Annotated in this window: 19 protein-coding genes; 8 read left to right on the top strand and 11 right to left on the bottom strand. The window is 64.4% G+C overall.

All coding sequences use genetic code 11. From position 1 onward, the window contains the following. Window positions 1-7 precede the first annotated feature (7 nt). Window positions 8-907 (top strand): hypothetical protein, encoded by a 900-nt coding sequence (locus BN2694_RS02185; protein ID WP_135662191.1) that lies wholly within the window; start codon window positions 8-10, stop codon window positions 905-907. 42 nt (window positions 908-949) lie between these two features. Here BN2694_RS02185 and BN2694_RS02180 read toward each other — a convergent pair whose 3' ends face one another. The 4 genes from BN2694_RS02180 to BN2694_RS02165 are packed head-to-tail and all read right to left on the bottom strand — an operon-like array spanning window position 950 to window position 4,554. Beyond that, entirely contained in the window at window positions 950-1,456 is a 507-nt protein-coding gene (locus tag BN2694_RS02180; protein ID WP_135662189.1) for a hypothetical protein, read from the bottom strand. Window positions 1,457-1,481: 25 nt separating this feature from the next. Further along, on the bottom strand, window positions 1,482-3,167 hold the full coding sequence (locus BN2694_RS02175; RefSeq protein ID WP_135662187.1) for a b(o/a)3-type cytochrome-c oxidase subunit 1: 1,686 nt from the start codon (window positions 3,165-3,167) through the stop codon (window positions 1,482-1,484). Window position 3,168: 1 nt separating this feature from the next. Continuing rightward, window positions 3,169-3,690 (bottom strand): cytochrome c oxidase subunit II, encoded by a 522-nt coding sequence (locus tag BN2694_RS02170; protein WP_135662185.1) that lies wholly within the window; start codon window positions 3,688-3,690, stop codon window positions 3,169-3,171. A gap of 12 nt (window positions 3,691-3,702) precedes the next feature. Continuing rightward, the gene (locus tag BN2694_RS02165; RefSeq protein WP_135662183.1) at window positions 3,703-4,554 is read right to left on the bottom strand and encodes a halocyanin domain-containing protein; all 852 of its coding nucleotides are present in this window, start codon (window positions 4,552-4,554) and stop codon (window positions 3,703-3,705) included. Between the two features lie 222 nt (window positions 4,555-4,776). On the opposite strand from BN2694_RS02165, the gene BN2694_RS02160 reads away from it, so the two are divergent. From BN2694_RS02160 to BN2694_RS02150, 3 genes are all read left to right on the top strand, one after another. Further along, a complete protein-coding gene (locus BN2694_RS02160; protein WP_135662181.1) occupies window positions 4,777-4,959 on the top strand; it encodes a hypothetical protein in 183 nt (60 codons plus the stop codon). Between the two features lie 73 nt (window positions 4,960-5,032). Beyond that, a complete protein-coding gene (locus tag BN2694_RS02155) occupies window positions 5,033-5,797 on the top strand; it encodes a sulfite exporter TauE/SafE family protein (RefSeq protein WP_135662179.1) in 765 nt (254 codons plus the stop codon). A gap of 2 nt (window positions 5,798-5,799) precedes the next feature. Then, window positions 5,800-8,127 (top strand): heavy metal translocating P-type ATPase, encoded by a 2,328-nt coding sequence (locus BN2694_RS02150; RefSeq protein WP_135662177.1) that lies wholly within the window; start codon window positions 5,800-5,802, stop codon window positions 8,125-8,127. Window positions 8,128-8,160: 33 nt separating this feature from the next. Here the strand turns inward: BN2694_RS02150 and BN2694_RS02145 are convergent, their stop codons facing one another. From BN2694_RS02145 to BN2694_RS02135, 4 genes are all read right to left on the bottom strand, one after another. Beyond that, the gene (locus BN2694_RS02145; protein WP_135662175.1) at window positions 8,161-8,595 is read right to left on the bottom strand and encodes a universal stress protein; all 435 of its coding nucleotides are present in this window, start codon (window positions 8,593-8,595) and stop codon (window positions 8,161-8,163) included. Window positions 8,596-8,620: 25 nt separating this feature from the next. Continuing rightward, window positions 8,621-8,872, bottom strand: coding sequence for a hypothetical protein (locus BN2694_RS17530; RefSeq protein ID WP_244605333.1), 252 nt, complete (start codon window positions 8,870-8,872; stop codon window positions 8,621-8,623). An 80-nt stretch (window positions 8,873-8,952) separates the two neighbouring features. Continuing rightward, entirely contained in the window at window positions 8,953-9,132 is a 180-nt protein-coding gene (locus BN2694_RS17525) for a hypothetical protein (protein WP_244605332.1), read from the bottom strand. A 57-nt stretch (window positions 9,133-9,189) separates the two neighbouring features. Next, window positions 9,190-9,609 (bottom strand): universal stress protein, encoded by a 420-nt coding sequence (locus BN2694_RS02135; protein ID WP_135662173.1) that lies wholly within the window; start codon window positions 9,607-9,609, stop codon window positions 9,190-9,192. A gap of 105 nt (window positions 9,610-9,714) precedes the next feature. On the opposite strand from BN2694_RS02135, the gene BN2694_RS02130 reads away from it, so the two are divergent. Together BN2694_RS02130 and BN2694_RS02125 are read left to right on the top strand one after the other, a co-directional pair. Beyond that, complete coding sequence (locus BN2694_RS02130; protein WP_135662171.1) at window positions 9,715-10,866, top strand: inorganic phosphate transporter; 1,152 nt, start codon at window positions 9,715-9,717, stop codon at window positions 10,864-10,866. Window positions 10,867-10,969: 103 nt separating this feature from the next. Beyond that, window positions 10,970-11,791 carry an inositol monophosphatase family protein gene (locus tag BN2694_RS02125; RefSeq protein WP_135662169.1) on the top strand — a complete coding sequence of 274 codons (822 nt, stop codon included), beginning with the start codon at window positions 10,970-10,972 and terminating at the stop codon, window positions 11,789-11,791. Here the strand turns inward: BN2694_RS02125 and BN2694_RS02120 are convergent. Further along, window positions 11,788-12,444, bottom strand: a complete 657-nt coding sequence (locus tag BN2694_RS02120) for a helix-turn-helix domain-containing protein (protein ID WP_135665383.1) — start codon at window positions 12,442-12,444, stop codon at window positions 11,788-11,790. The genes BN2694_RS02125 and BN2694_RS02120 overlap by 4 nt on opposite strands. Window positions 12,445-12,560: 116 nt before the next feature. On the opposite strand from BN2694_RS02120, the gene BN2694_RS02115 reads away from it, so the two are divergent. Continuing rightward, a complete protein-coding gene (locus BN2694_RS02115; RefSeq protein WP_135662168.1) occupies window positions 12,561-12,974 on the top strand; it encodes an SRPBCC family protein in 414 nt (137 codons plus the stop codon). A gap of 177 nt (window positions 12,975-13,151) precedes the next feature. Next, window positions 13,152-13,379, top strand: a complete 228-nt coding sequence (locus BN2694_RS02110) for a HalOD1 output domain-containing protein (RefSeq protein ID WP_135662165.1) — start codon at window positions 13,152-13,154, stop codon at window positions 13,377-13,379. Between the two features lie 81 nt (window positions 13,380-13,460). Here the strand turns inward: BN2694_RS02110 and BN2694_RS02105 are convergent, their stop codons facing one another. Together BN2694_RS02105 and aroA are read right to left on the bottom strand one after the other, a co-directional pair. Next, window positions 13,461-14,042 carry a DUF2391 domain-containing protein gene (locus BN2694_RS02105; RefSeq protein ID WP_135662163.1) on the bottom strand — a complete coding sequence of 194 codons (582 nt, stop codon included), beginning with the start codon at window positions 14,040-14,042 and terminating at the stop codon, window positions 13,461-13,463. Between the two features lie 53 nt (window positions 14,043-14,095). After that, window positions 14,096-15,382 carry a 3-phosphoshikimate 1-carboxyvinyltransferase gene (gene aroA, locus BN2694_RS02100; protein WP_135662161.1) on the bottom strand — a complete coding sequence of 429 codons (1,287 nt, stop codon included), beginning with the start codon at window positions 15,380-15,382 and terminating at the stop codon, window positions 14,096-14,098. Between the last annotated feature and the right edge of the window lie 80 nt (window positions 15,383-15,462).

Raw genomic sequence — 15,462 nt, 5'->3', positions numbered from 1 at the left:
TTGCGTAATGACGACCGTGCGGATCGCCGTCCCGCGGAAGGGCAGACCCCTCGAAGCCGTGCTGGAACGGATCGCGGCCAGAACGGGGATGACCGCTCTCGCCGACGATATCATTTCGACCCTGCGCTACGAGAAGGCCATCGCCAAGGGCGAGCAGACCTCCGAGACGGCTGTCTACGACCGACTGGCCGAATACAGCGATGCGTCGGACCCGACTGCCCCGGAATTTTCGCTGTTGCGGGACGATCGGGAGTCGATGCCGCGACGGATCGTCTTCGACAGCGTCATGCTCCCGACCGACACCGTGGATATCCAGTTGATCGGCCGGGAAGAGCCGTTCCGAGCGCTGCGCAAACACGAATTCGCACTTGGGTTCGACAGCGCCGACCTCGTCCTCGAAGAAGTTGTCCAGCTAGAGCCGGAGCCGCTCACGGCGGTCACGGCGCTCAACGAACGGATCGATCCCCGCGACACCGATGTTCGCGTCTCCATGGGTCTCGGTGACACCGTCTATCACACGCTGCTGGCGACGCCAGCTGTCGCTCGGTCCCTAACAGGGGACCTCGATCGTTCCGCAGCCGCGGCCTACGAGGGTGGGCTCTGTCTCTCGCCGCGGTACGAACGACTGGTCGAGGCGGTTCTCGGCACGCGTGCCACCGATGGGATCGAGTTTCGCCATCCCGACCGCGAGCAGTCAGAGGAGGCCGCCATCGCCGAGACGGGTCTTGGAGTGTATCTCACGGTGAGTGGCTCGACCGCCCGCGATCACGGCTTGGTCGTCGGCGAGCGGCTGTTCCCGAGCGAGACCGTCCTGCTGGAGAACGTCGCCGAGTCGCGGCCGGGTGTCGATCGTGTCCGTTCGCTCCTCGAAGACGCCGTCGACGATACCGTGTTGGCCGTACAGTGAGACATTGCTCTCGACTTCGGTCCGGTAACGCAGGAGGGGGAGTTAGTCCTGCTGGACGGCGAATCCGCCGATGCGTACCGTCTGCTCGATCGCCGCCCTGTCCTCGCCCCGCAACGCCACCTCTATGGACCGGGGTGTTTCCCCTGACGGGAGAGTCCACTGGGCGACGACTGAATCCGTCCCGTTTTTCGAGAGGCGATCGCTGGTCACCGTCTGTTCCAGGACTGTCCCTTCGCCGGTCGTCACCGGCCCGAACGTGACCCGTGTCGGACTGTTCCCGTGATTGGCCACGTTGATACTGACAGTGAACAGCCAGCCGTCGTCGGATGCCTGGATCGAACCCGACTCGATCGTTGCGGCCGCTTCACTCCCCTCGACGCCGGACAGCAAGTCCTCGCCGACGCCGAGCGCGTCGGGCGTCGGAGTAGCCGCGTCGTTGGCGCTGCCGAAGTGCTGGCCGAACAGGCCGAAGAACGTTATCCCTTCGATGATGACAGGAATGGCTATCGCGACGACGAGCAACACCTTCGCGAGTGTCGTTCGATTCATCGGTTTGGAGTGTCTGAGACGACGGTCAGACGGGGAAGCCCGGGCTACCGGGGGAGAGCACGCCGTCGCCGAGCATGCCGGCAAGCGGCGGGCCGTAGGCGATCAGGATGAGCACGATTGCGATCGCTGCCCACAGCTTGAGGTTGTCCAGCACCCGCGGTGAACTCTCGGGGCCCGACAACGCCGGCGGGAGGTGGCTGTTGACCTCGAGGGTCCCCCGGCCGCGTTCGGCGAGCCACGTCCCGATCATGACCGTCATAAACATGCTGAGGGCGACAAAGAGGATCGTCCCGCCGAGCACGATCTGGAGTTGCATCTCGCCCATCCCGCCAACCACGTTCGGGAACGTCGCGTCGACGACGTTATATTCGGGTTCGGCCGTCCGCCGAGGAACACCCGCCAGCCCCGCCCGGTGCATGGCGTTTGACATCAGCGTCATGCCGATGAACCAGACGTAGGGCTGGACGGTCGCCAGGGTGCGGTGCTGGAGGCGCTTGCCCGTGATCTGTGGGACGAGCCAGTAGGAGACGGCCATGAACGTCAGTGCCGCCGCAGTGCCGACGGTGAGGTGGAAGTGTCCTGGGACCCACAGCGTGTTGTGGATGAGGTAGTTGATGTTCATCCCGGCGTTGATCATTCCGGAGAACCCGCCGGCGGCGAACATGATCCCAGCCAGCGCACAGCCCGCGAAGGCCGGGTTGTCCCACGGGAGCTTCCACAGCCAGCTGACGTAGCCTTTCCCGCCGCGCTGGCGAGCACCGTGTTCCATGCTCGCCACGACGGTGAACGCTGTCAGTAAGCTCGGAAGGAGCAGGAACATCGTATTCGTCATCGCAATGAACTTGAAGCCTTCGGGGATGCCGGGGTCGACGTACTGGTGGTGGAATCCCACCGGCGTCGAGAGGATGACGAACAGCACGAAGACGATCCGGGCGAGTGTGTCGCTGAGGAGGCGCCCGCCGGCGAGTTTCGGCAGGATCGTGTACCAGACGAAGTAGGCCGGCATCAGCCAGAAGTACACGACGGGGTGGCCGAAGTACCAGAACAGCGTCCGGGTCAGCAATGGATCGACTTCGCTGATCAGCCCCAGCGACCACGGAATCAGGAAAACGAGGACCTCGACGGCGACGCCGACCGTCGAAACGTACCACATGATCATCGTCGTCAGGACCATGAACGTCTGGAGCGGGATCCGCTCGTCCCCGTTGTCCTTACGCCAGCGCCAGTACTGGCGGAACCAATCAAAGCCAGCGATCCAGGAGCCGACGATCAACAGTGTGACACCGATATAGAAGACCGGACTGGCCTGCAAGGGCGGATAGAACGTGAACAGGACGTCGGCGCTGAGCGGGAGTTCCGGGACGAACCCGCCCAGGATTGAAACAGCCGCCAGGACCGTCCCGATGAGCATGACGAGGAACCACGACCACGTCAGTCTGGGGTTGGGCAGCGATCGTTCCAGACTGTTCGTGACGCCCCAGGTGAACAGTCCAGTGATGAAGAAGGTCGTAAACACCAGCGCCAGCAACACGCCATGGCCGGTGAGGACGGTGTAGTAGTCGGTCGAGCTGATCAGCCCGCGGAAAAAGCCCGTCCGGTGGGCGGCCTGTATCAGGCCGAACAGGCCGCCGATCGACAGCGCCGCGAACGCGACGCCGAAGTTCGCGCGCACTACTTTCGCCGCGTCGGGGTAGTCGTCGACGTATGCCATATCAGGATCCCTCCGGGCCGTCGTATTCGGACTGTGGGACGACTTCGAGCGTCCCCTCCATCGTGTGATGGCCGCCGCCGCAGTACTCGTGACAGACGATACCATAAGAGGCAGATTCGTCGAACTCGACGGTCATCTCCGAGACCTGTCCGGGAATGACCATCGTGTTGACGTTCGTACCGGCGATGTTGAACCCGTGCGTGACATCCGCGCTCGTGACGTAGAACGTCACGGTGCTCCCGGCGGGTATCTCGATCGGCTGGCTCGTCCCCGGGGAGAACTGGAACTGCCGGGCGACGACGTAGATGTCGTACTCGTTGGGACCGGTCTGGCGGACACCGGGGTCGTCGAATGCAGTACCTGACTCGCTCGTGGCGACCTCGCTGGCCTCAATCGTGCCGCCGGAGGCGTCGACCATTTTCACACCCGGTCCTAGCGCGCCGTAGGCGATCGTCGCGATGAATCCGACGATCAACACCAGCGCGATCGCGATCCAGACTTTCTCGAAGCGATGTATCTCCATATCTGATCCCTCCTAGCCGATCACCGTCGGGCCCCGCCCGAGGAACTCCACGAAGTACATGAACACCCACAGCAACACGACCAACACGAGGTAGCCGAGGACGAGCGAGAGCGTCCCGAACGGATCGTACTCGTCGTGTTCGATCGCCGTCTCGGGGCCCTCGACTGGCGCTTCTTCGGCCCGGGGTGGCCCCTGTTCGACTTCGTCGACCCGCTGCAGCTGTTCGCGAGTCGCCTCGCTCGGGCCGGTCGGACCGTCGCCACGCCGGTACCGCAGGAATGCCCCGAAAATCAGCGGCGACACCAGCGCCAGGCCGAAGCTCCCGACGAGGAGCCAGGCCTCTCGGGTGAGACTGATGCCACCCGAGCCACCACCGCCAGCGTCGGATCCAGCGCCCATATCTCCGACGACGATCGCCCCTTTCATGCCGACCGCGAGGTGTGGATTGCAGTAGTACTTCGAGATCCCCGTCTCTTCGAAGGTATGCTCGAACGTCGTCCCCGCCTCGACGACGGGGTCTCCCGATCTGTAGGAGTCGTCGTCGGCGACGACGTTGTGGGCGTTCCCTTGACCGGTCCACTCGAAGACGACCGTCGTCCCGGGGTCGACCCGGACGGCGGCCGGCCCGAACGCCCAGTTGCTTCCGTTGCCTTCGACTCCGACTTTGACAGTGACTTCGTCCTGTCCGCGCCGGTCAACGATCCCATCGAAGTTCGAGACGTCCGAGAACCAACCGCCGAAGTCCACGCCGTTCTGTCCGGCGGCCGTGCCGGCACCAGCCACACAGGCTGTGCCGACTGCCGTTCCAGCAGCCCCGCGGAGGAATCCACGCCGTGTTGTCTCGGCCCCGGCATCGCTGCTCATGGGGCTGTCACCTCCCGATACTCGTGATCCGATCGGCACCCGAAAGCGCGCCTGGTTCGTCCGTCGCGCACCGAAACGGGCGCCGTCGGCGGCCCCACCTGCGAGGGGTGGTCGCGCACCATGCGCGATAGCTTTCCCCTCTACCGTATAAAACCAGCCTTCTCTTGTAATCCCATGAAATGAGGGGTTGGGTTTTAAGCACTCGAACCCGAACGCCCGCCCATGGAACTCGACGTTCGTGTCTATCCCCTGATCGCGCTGCTTGCGCTCGTCCCGGTCGCGGCGTTCGTCCAGGGTCGTTCGATGCTGGCGGTATTATCGCTGGTCAGCGTGCTCGTGATCGCCGGATCACTGTCGCTGCTGTTCGGCATCGTCAGACCAAACGGGGGCGAGCCGTCGGCGTGAGTGGCCGGTCAGTGAGCGGGGGCTCACTTCGTTCGAGTATGCGCTCACCCGAGCTATCCTCTCTGCACCAGGCATGGCCGGCGCGCTGACTGATCCGACGCTGGCCGTCCTCTTCGCCGTCGGGTTCTTCGGCGGGGCCCACTGCCTGGGGATGTGTGGCCCACTGGTAATGCTGTACGGCGACCGGATGACTGGCCAGACGGATCGCGGCCCGAGCTTCCACGAACTCCGCCAGCACGGGCTGTTCAATCTCGGACGCGCCGGTAGTTACGCCGCGATCGGTGGCCTGCTCGGGACCGTCGGCGCGCTCGCGTCGGGGGTCGCTGGCGTCGCCCCGCTGGCCACCCAGTTGCGGGCGACGACGGGCGTGCTCGTGGGCGCGGCGATCGTCTTCGTCGGCCTGGAATACGTCCGATCCGGGACGAGCCCAGCCAGCGGTTCGCTCCCGATCGTCGGCCCGGCCTTCGAACGGGTGACGGCCGTCCTCGCGGAACGTGTCGATCGCCTCGCGGACGGTCCCGGAATCGTCGCGCTCGGAGCCGTTCACGGGCTGCTGCCCTGTCCGCTGTTGTACCCTGCGTACCTCTACGCGCTTACGACTGGATCGACACTCAGGGGCGCGCTTGCACTCGGCGCGCTGGGGTTAGGAACTATCCCGGCGCTGTTCGCCTACGGGACCGCGTTCCAGTCACTTTCGACGGGGACGCGAAAGCGCCTCCACCGCGCGCTGGGCGTGGCCTTCGTCGTCCTCGGGACCATCCCGCTCGCCCGCGGACTCACGCTGTTCGGTCTCGCTGTTCCCCATCTCCCGCTACCGATGTCGCCCACTCTCTCGTGAGCATGTCCGAAACCTGCACCCTCTGTGACCTGCCGACGCCCGACCCGCCGGTGACCGGCGAGGCCGTCGACGGAACGTTCTGCTGCCGGGGCTGTCTCGAAGTCGCGCGCACGCTGGAAGACGTCGAGGACGTAGACGCCGAGACAGCCAGCGAAGCCATCGAGACAGGCGACGCGAACGCCGTCGACGGGGAGACAGCTTACCTCTCTGTCGAAGGGATGCACTGTGGGACCTGTGAGGTGTTCGTCGAGTCCCAGGCGGTCGAGATCGAGGGCGTCGCCGCTGGGGAGGCCAGTTACCCTTCGAACACCGTCAAAGTCGTTTACGACGAGGAACGGACCGACGCGGCCTCGATCGCCGAGACGATCTCGGGGCTGGGCTATCGCGCGAGTGAACGCGAGCAGGGTGATCGCGACACGGAAACGATCCAGCAAGGACGGCTACTTGTCGGTGGGTTCTTCGGCATGATGACGATGGTCTGGTACCTCCTCTTCCTCTATCCTGCATATCTCGGGCTGGAGGAGTTCGTTCTGCTCGATCCCGCGGGACCGGCCGGTGCGTACCTGCTGGCAAACGTCTGGATCATGGCGACGATCGTCCTGGGCTATACTGGCTTTCCGATCCTCCGCGGGGCGTACGTCAGCCTGCGGGCCGGCCATCCCAACATGGACCTGCTTGTGGCGCTTGCGGCGACAACCGCCTACGTCTACAGCGCTCTGGCGTTCGTCCTCGGACAGACGGAGCTGTACTTCGACATCACCGTCGTCGTGATCGTGGTCGTGACGCTGGGGAACTACTACGAGAGTCGCATCAAACGCCGGGCCGCCGCCGGTCTTGGCGAACTGACGGCCCAGCAGGTCGAGCGGGCGCGCCGCCGGACAGCCGACGGGACCGAGACGGTCAGCGTCGATTCGCTGGAGGCGGGTGAAGAAGTCGTCGTCGAGAGTGGCGAACGCGTTCCGGTCGACGGTACTGTCCGCGAGGGAAGCGCCGCCGTCGATGAGTCGCTGGTGACCGGCGAGTCCTTACCCGAACGCAAGGAACCCGGCGACGCAGTGATCGGCGGATCGCTGGTGACCGACGGCGGGTTCGTCGTCGCGGTCGCAGAAGACGCCACGAACACTCTCGACCGGTTGGTGGATCACCTCTGGTCGATTCAAAGTTCGCGGCCGGGCGTCCAGCGGCTGGCCGACCGGATCGCCGCGGTGTTCGTCCCGGGGGTGCTCGTACTCGCCATCCTGGCTTTCGTCGTCCACCTGGCGCTCGGTTCCCCCCCGACGGCAGCACTACTGACGGGGCTGGCCGTCCTCATCGTCTCCTGTCCGTGTGCGCTCGGGTTGGCGACGCCACTAGCGGTGGCATCGGGGATCCGTGCCGCCCTCGAACGTGGGATCGTCGTCACGAGTGGCGCAGCTTTCGAACGAGCGGAGGCCGCGGACGTTGTCGCTTTCGACAAGACGGGGACACTCACGACGGGTCGACTGACGCTGCTGGAGACGCCAGACGTGGACCCGCTCCGATCGGCAGCGGCCGTCGAGCAGTTCGCTGACCACCCGATGGCCCAGGCCCTGGTCGAGGCTGCCGAGGGACCACTACCAGAGGTGACGGACGTCGAGACCTATCCTGGCCGCGGGGTGGGCGGCACAGTCGATGGCGACCCCGTGCTGGTTGGCTCACTCGCGCTGTTTGAGGAACAGGGCTGGGCGGTCCCAAATGCAGTGTGGGAACGAGCAGAGACGGCTCGCGAGCGGGGATCGATCCCGGCGGTGATCGGCAGGAACGGGGAAGCCCAGACCGTTGCTGTCGCAGGCGACGAACCGCGCCCCGAGTGGGACGGGACCGTCGAAGCTCTGGCTGCGGATCACAGGGTCGTCGTCATCACGGGCGACAGCGAGCGAGCAGCCGCCCGCTTTCGCGAGCACCCGGACGTCGATCGGGTCTTCGCGGGTGTCCCGCCGGAGGCGAAAGCCGAGACGGTCCGCCGACTGGGGGCGAATGGAACCGTTGGGATGGTGGGCGACGGCAGCAACGACGCGCCGGCCCTGGCCGCGGCGGATCTGGGGATCGCCATGGCCAGCGGCACCGAACTCGCGGCCGATGCCGCCGACGCCGTCGTCACGGACGACGACCTCGGTCGTGTCCCGTCGGTGTTCTCGCTACTCACCGGCACACGGCGCCGCATCAAGCAGAATCTCGCGTGGGCGTTCCTCTACAATGCGATCGCGCTGCCGATCGCAGTCAGTGGACTGTTGAATCCGCTACTGGCCGCAGTCGCGATGGCGACCAGTAGCCTCCTCGTGGTCGGGAACTCCGCCCGATCGCTGTCCTGATCGGTGCGATCGCAGTCAGTCGATCGGTTCGTATTACCGAACGATCGTGACCGGGACCGACGAGCGCCGGAGGACCCGCTCGGCGACACTGCCGAGGATGAACCGCGAGATCCCCTCGCGGCCGTGGCTCCCCATCACGACGAGATCGACCGACTCCTCGTCGGCGCACTCGACGATGCTCGAAGCCGGGCGACCGACGACGAGTTCCTCGCCAACGACCGTGAGACCGGCCTCTTCAGCTGTCTCGCGAGCGTCAGCGAGAATGTCTTGGCCCCTGTTTGTTGCTTCCCCCGGGGCGTCGTCCCAGTAGCCCGGCAACGACGTCCAGTCGAAGTCGTGGCTCGACTCGACGTGATCGAGAGCATACAGCAGATGCACCGATGCGTCCGGGAACTCGTTCGCGACGAAGGACAGCGCCCGCACCGAAAGCGGCGAGCCGTCGACCGGGACGAGTACGGACTCGATCATATTTTCTGTGGGACGGACACATACATCAAGGTTCGCCCTCGACGACCGCAATCCAGACACTCGAAGTCAGTCGGCGACAGCGACGATCACGTTCGCCAGCAGCGGCGCGCTCGCGCCACCGACCGTCCAGACCATCGCATAACGGTTGAACAGCCCCCCGCTGGGTGGGATAGAGGTGACGCAACGCCGGCCGGTCCAGCGCGCGGACGACCCCGTCCGCAGTCCCCTGGACCAGCAACAACCCGAGAAAGAGCACGTCGATCGGTGCGGTAGCCATCGATAGCAACGCGACGATCGCCACTCCAAGACCGCCCAGGATCGTCTGCCAGACCGGAAGATGTCCAGCAAGTAACCCGATCACTCGGACAGCGAGCAGGAGGCCGTGGTCCCCGCCGGTGCGACCAGGCCAAGAACAGGCTCGGCGATGTCGAACGCGTCGGCGACACGGGGCAACACTGGCCCCCGCATCTGGAAGGCAAGGGTGTCCCCGACGACAAACACGAAGATCGCGGCGGTCCAGCGCTGTCTATCGTTCACAGGCCGGGATACGCCCGAGCGGTGAAAATACTCATCACTCGTCGCGATCGCAAGCCATCACCGGACGGTCGTGACGGGCACGGGAGCGTTCCGGAACACTTTCTCGGCGACGTTCCCGACGAGTATGCGATCGACCAGCGAGCCGCCGTGGGTCCCGATGACGACCTGATCGAACTCCTCCGAACGCTTGATGATGGCCTTTGCAGGACTTCCCATTCCAACGTCAGTCTCGATCTCACGATCGTGCTCCGCAGCGATTCCCCTGGCTCGATCCAAGACGGCTTTGGCCTGGTTCTCTTTGGCTGCCTCCAGATCGCCTTCCATGGCGAGACTCATCGCCTTGCCCATCCACGGCGACGGTTCGCCCACCACATGAAAGACCGTGATCTCGTCGCTCGGATAGTGCTCCAGGGCATATTCGAGCGCCCGTTCGGCCATCTCGGAGTCGTCCATTGCGACAAGTACCCGTTCGGTCATGCTGGGATGTACGACACCCAACACGATAAAGACTGACACGTGCGCTGCCCGGGATCCGAAACCAGAGACCACCACTTATACGATTCACCGGGTCAACCGTCCAGTATGCTCGACGTACTCTTGCTTCTTGGCGTCCTCGTTGCGACCTTTGTCGGGTTCAATATCGGCGGTTCCTCGACCGGCGTAGCCTGGGGCCCCGCAGTCGGCGCGCGCCTCATCAACAAGACGGCCGCAGCAGGGTTGATGACGGTCTTCGTCTTCGTCGGCGGCTGGACCCTCGGGCGAAACGTCATCGACACGCTGGGCGGTGATCTCGTCCCGGAATTCTCGCTGACGGCGAGTATCGTCGTCCTCGCGTTCATCGGGTTGGGGATGCTCGTCGCCAACGTCTACGGCGTGCCCGTCTCGACATCGATGACCGCCGTCGGGGCGATCTCCGGGTACGGCTTCGCGACGAACACGCTCGATCGGGCGGCGCTGGGTGGCATCGTCGTCTGGTGGCTCATCGCACCGATCGTCGGCTTCTGGTGTGGAAGTCTTATCGGCCGGTACATCTACCCGTATCTCGATTCGCGGGTGTCAATCCCGCAATCTGAGGGCCCGTTGCTCACGTATCGGTGGTCGACAATCATTCCCGTCCCACAACTCGGCCCTGGAACGACGATCCGAGAACTGTACAGTACGGTTCTCGTGTTGCTCATCGCCTGTTACATGTCATTCAGCGCGGGAGCGAGCAACGTCGCTAACGCCGTCGCGCCGCTGGTCGGCGGTGGGAGCCTGGACTTGGAGGTGGGGATCGCCCTCGGGACAGTCGCAATCGGAATCGGGGCGTTCACGATCGCCCGGCGGACGATGGAGTCGGTCGGCAACGACATCACGGATCTGCCGATGCTGGCCGCGATGGTGGTCATGGTCGTCGCCTCGACGATCACGACCTTCCTCTCGTGGATCGGGATTCCGATGAGTCTCGCCATGGCGACGATCATGACGATCATCGGCCTCGGATGGGGTCGAGCAACGCGGACCTCAACCATTCCGGAACTGGTCACTGGCGAAGCCAAGACCAACGTCTCGGTCGATACACTGGCTGCAGAGACGCCTGCCGACCCACAACCGATCGGCGAGGAGGATCCCGGAGAGATTTCGACGGCCACCCAGTTGTTCGATCCGGGAACAGTCGTCCGGTTCGTGTCTTTCTGGATTATCGGCCCCAGCATGGCCACGCTGCTCTCGTTTTCCTTTTTCATCCTCTTCTGAGAGTGCCACCGTGGGGTGCACCTGACGGGATATCCGTTCATCTCGGACCGACCCCAGCCACCTAAGGCCCTGCAGGCCTCCGATTCGACACTGAGTGATCGACGTGGGCGGAACTGACGATCTGACAGCCGAGGAATCGCTCGCGGTCGCCCGCGAAGCCGCCGAATCCGGGGCCGAAGTCGCCTGCCGGTACTTTCGGGAGGGCATCGCAAACGACTACAAGCGCGATCGGATGGATCCAGTGTCGAAAGCCGATCAGGAGGCACAGGATCGAATCGTCGAAGCCCTGCGCGAGCGCGATCCGGCGGCCGCGATTGTCGGCGAAGAGAACGACGCTCGCAAGACGGTACCCGACTCGGGCACAGCCTGGATCATCGACCCGATCGACGGAACGAACAACTTCGTCCGGGACAACCGTCTGTGGGGCATCAGCCTCGCCCGGACGGTCGACGGTGATCCGGTTGCCGCCGCGACCGCGCTCCCGGCGATCGGCGATACCTACGCCGCTGGCGATGGCAGGGTCGAACGCAACGGCCTCGAATGTGGGGTTAGCGACCGGACGGACCCGTCGTCGCTGATCGCCGCGCCGATCTTCGGCCTCAAACAGCGTGACCGGGACGACTACGACGCGGTGACCGGCTACATCCATCACGAACTCGGTGATCTCCGTCGACTCGGGAGTGGCCAGACTTCGCTGGCGTTGGTTGCCTGCGGTGAACTCGACGCCGCGATCTCGACCGTCCGGATGACCGCCTGGGACACCGTCGCCGGTGCGCACATGGTCCGGGCAGGTGGCGGCCGTGTCACCGATCTCGCGGGCGATCGCTGGCGACACGACAGCGACTCGCTGATCGCCACGAACGGCGAGATCCACGAGGAGGTTCTGTCTGAACTGCGCGATCGTCTCGATGGAGAACGGATCTAGATCCGTCGTCGGGCACTCGCGGTCGGTTCGTCCTCGAAGAACTGCTTGACGATCTTCTCTTCGGCGCGGTGGAGCGTCTCGCTACAGGTCGATTTGGCCATGTCCATTGCGTCGGCAAGTGCGGTGAGCGTACACTCACGCGGGGTATCGTAATACCCTCTCTCGATGGCTGCTTTGACCAGTGTCGTCTGTCGCTCGGACAGGACTTGTTCGGGCTCGACGTGCTGGCGGAGTTGTTCGACGGTAAAGGAGATGCCCAGCGTCTCCAGTTGATCGCCGAGTTCCGAGAGTCGATCTTGGGAAGCCGTCAGTTCCCAGCGCGCCTCTCCGTCGCGGATGTCGAAGGGCAGTTCCAGTGGGATGCCGGAACCGACGATCGGAAAGAGCAAGAGTGGGTCAGTCGTTTCGAACTGGACGAGTGCCTGGTCGTCGTGCCGACCGAGTACCGCCAGATCGGTGACGGTCTCCTCGTCCTCGATCGCGCGAACGACCGCTGGCACGTCCGGGCCGTCAATCTCGACCAGTCCGACGCCGGACTCCTCGCCCTTCGGGAACGCAGAGAGCACGCGGATCCGCGAGTTGGGATGGTCCTGAGAGAGCGCTCCGATCCAGATCCGCCGGGGAATCGATAACGTCAGTGTCGCATGTACCATGTGGGGAACGTGTTCGGGGCCACGGAGGGTAGTTGTTCCGAACATGTTCGAACTCGTCCAGGAGACCGAACAGCTTCGACGACAGATTGAGGCCCCCAGGGGTCACCTCTGGAGACATGGAAGAAGTCACTGTCAGTCGGGACGTGGCGGCACCCCCCGAGGCGGTCCAGGCGGCGTTCGAGGACGTCGGGGCGTTCATGCGCGCCGCGGGATTCGACGAGGTCACGGTCGCGGACGACACCGTGACCGTCGGGCGGAATATCGGGCTGGCCGAACTCGAATTGACCCTCCGGTTCGTCGAGAGCGACGCCGCGTTGACCTACGAGCAGGTCGAGGGGATGTTCAAGACGATGACGACGACCTACCGCGTCGACGATCACCCGGACGGCGCGACTGTCACCGCGAGCACCGAATTTGCCCTCGGTGGGATGATCGGCTCCGCACTGGACGCGACGCTGATCAAGCGCCAGCGCACGAACGAACTCAAAGACCAACTCGCGTACCTTGAGCGGATGGCGACCGATGGGTGAGATTTCCGGCGCTGACAACGTGAGCAGGATGACCGTTGGGGCGAGAGTAACTCACTTACTGACAAGTACCTTCGTAAGTTCCCGGAGTGCAGGAATCGCGGCCCGTGTTTTAGGTCGTATTCCCAATCGCTGCAAGTCATCGAACGCCGTTGACGCCGTTTCGAGTGATGGCCTGCGATGGGCAGGGCGTTCGATCGGGGGACCGAATCGCCGAGCATGACTGTTCTCGAGGGAGTCGCTTCGATCAAAGACGAACCCATCGAGTGCCCCTATGACACCGTCGATTCCGACGCGCTGAACACGCTGATCGAGGCCGGCGGGGCCTCCGTTCAGTTCGAATACGAAGGCTACACAGTAGAGGTCACCGACGAGCGTGTCCGTGCGACCGACACTCGCTCCGTATAGCGATCGTTCTCACGCGCCTGCGCCGTGATTTCGTGGTGGCTTTAGATGACGGTCCAGTCCGCTTCGAATGCGTCGCGGGAGTCACGATCCGGGCAGAATGTCGCCCAGCGCGCCGCCGACCGACATCGGCAAGATTGCGGCGGCGAGTTCGCCGATGGCGACCAGTGGCTCGGACCACGTGAGCCGACCCCACATCGTCATCAACAGGAGTGCCGTCGTCGAGGCGATGACCAATACGCCGGCGAACCGCTGGGGGATGAATCCAAAGAGTGGATCGACCACGCGAACGTCCTGGATCTCGGCGACGTAGAGGATACCGAACACAAGCGCAAACGTGAATCCGACGGTCCCGATCAGGAAGGGCGGATAGGCTGCGAGAAACGCACCGACTTCACTCGTCCCACCCTCGACAAACATCGGGATCCCGAAGAGAACGCTTCCCAGAAGCGCCTCCGACGCGTCGGCGCGGTCGAACCCGGAGATGATGCGTCCGAACGATCCCTGCTGGCTCACTGACAGAGCGGTCTCTCTGACGGACTCGACGCGCTCACGTTCCTCCGGAGAATCGACGGTCGCCTCGAGTTCGTCGAGTTCCTCGACCAGATCGGCGACGTTGGGCTGTGTCGGTGGCGCGTCCGGATCAGATCCGGCGTCGATACTCATGGCCGTCGATACCGTCGCATGGCACATGAACGTATGCCGGTCAGCGGGCAGGATCAGTCCCGCCGGACGTCTGCGCCGATCGACTCGAGAACGTCGAAGAAATTCGGGAACGAGACGTCGACGTGCTCGGCCCCGCCGACGGTCGTCTCGCCATCGGCGACCAGGCCAGCGATCGCCAGCGACATCACGATCCGGTGGTCGCCGCGGCCGTCGACGACCGCACTCGATAGTTCGGTGTCGCCGCCGTGGATCGTCAGGGTGTCCTGTTGTTCGGTGAGATTAGCGCCCATCGCCCCGAGTTCCTCGGCCATCGCGCTGACGCGGTCGGTCTCCTTGTAGCGAACGTGTTCACAATCGACGATGCGAGTATCGCCGTCGGCGACCGCACCGAGGACCGCGATCGTCGGCAAGAGATCGGGCGTGTCCGCGACGCTGACCTCGACGCCCGAAAGGGTCGACTGCCTGACAGTGATCTCGCCCGCATCACGGTCCCAGTCGATGTCCGCACCCATTCGTTCGAGAACATCGACGATCGCCGAATCCCCTTGCGCACTCGGATGGGCGCTGGTGACCGTCAGCTCGTCCGGCGCGGCGAGCGCGCCCGCCGCAAGCAGATAGGACATCGAGGAGAAGTCACCGGGGACGGCGTACTCTCCGCCCGCGGGATCGTAGGTCTGTCCGCCCGGCACTTCGAATCCGTCGGCCGTCGACTCGGCCTCGACGCCGAACGCGTCGAGGACTTCGACCGTGATATCGACGTACGGCGCGGACTTCAATTCGGTCTCCAGGTCGATCGTGACCCCGTCATCGGTCATTGCGCCGGCCATCAACAGAGCGGTGATGTACTGTGAGGAAACGTCGCCCGGAATCGAGACCGATCCACCGTCGATAGGTCCTTTCACGACCAGTGGCGCCTGGCCGTTGCCACGAGTACTCTCGGCCCGACCATCGAGCTGTTCGATCGCGTCCAGCAACGCGCCCTGCGGTCGTGAGCGGAGAGAGTCATCGCCAGTCAGCACCGTAACGCCGTCGGCCAGGGCGGCCGTCGCCGTCACCAAGCGCATCGTCGTTCCGCTGTTCGCGCAGTCGATCACGTCCCCTGGAACATCCGGTCGGCCGTCGAACCCCCTGATCGTAAGGGTGGCCCCGTGGCGATCAACGGTGCCGCCGTAGGCTTCGACGGCAGCCATTGTCGCCTCAGTGTCGGCACTGACCAGCGGATCACGAACAGTCGCGCTGTCAGCGTAGCCGGCGGCGAGGATCGCGCGATGCGTGTAGCTCTTCGACGGCGGGGCCTGGGCTGTCCCCGCGACCGTCGACTGAGAGATGTCTACGTCCATGCGCGAGTGGTCGGGAGGGGGCGACAAGAGGGTACCGGTGGCGCGATCGTATTCCTGGCACGATCGGTTCCTGAAACCAC

The organism is Halorhabdus rudnickae (assembly GCF_900880625.1).
Taxonomy (GTDB): Archaea; Halobacteriota; Halobacteria; order Halobacteriales; family Haloarculaceae; genus Halorhabdus; species Halorhabdus rudnickae.
The sequence above is the reverse complement of the archived record's forward strand: the minus strand, read 5'-3'. Positions and strand labels throughout refer to the sequence as shown.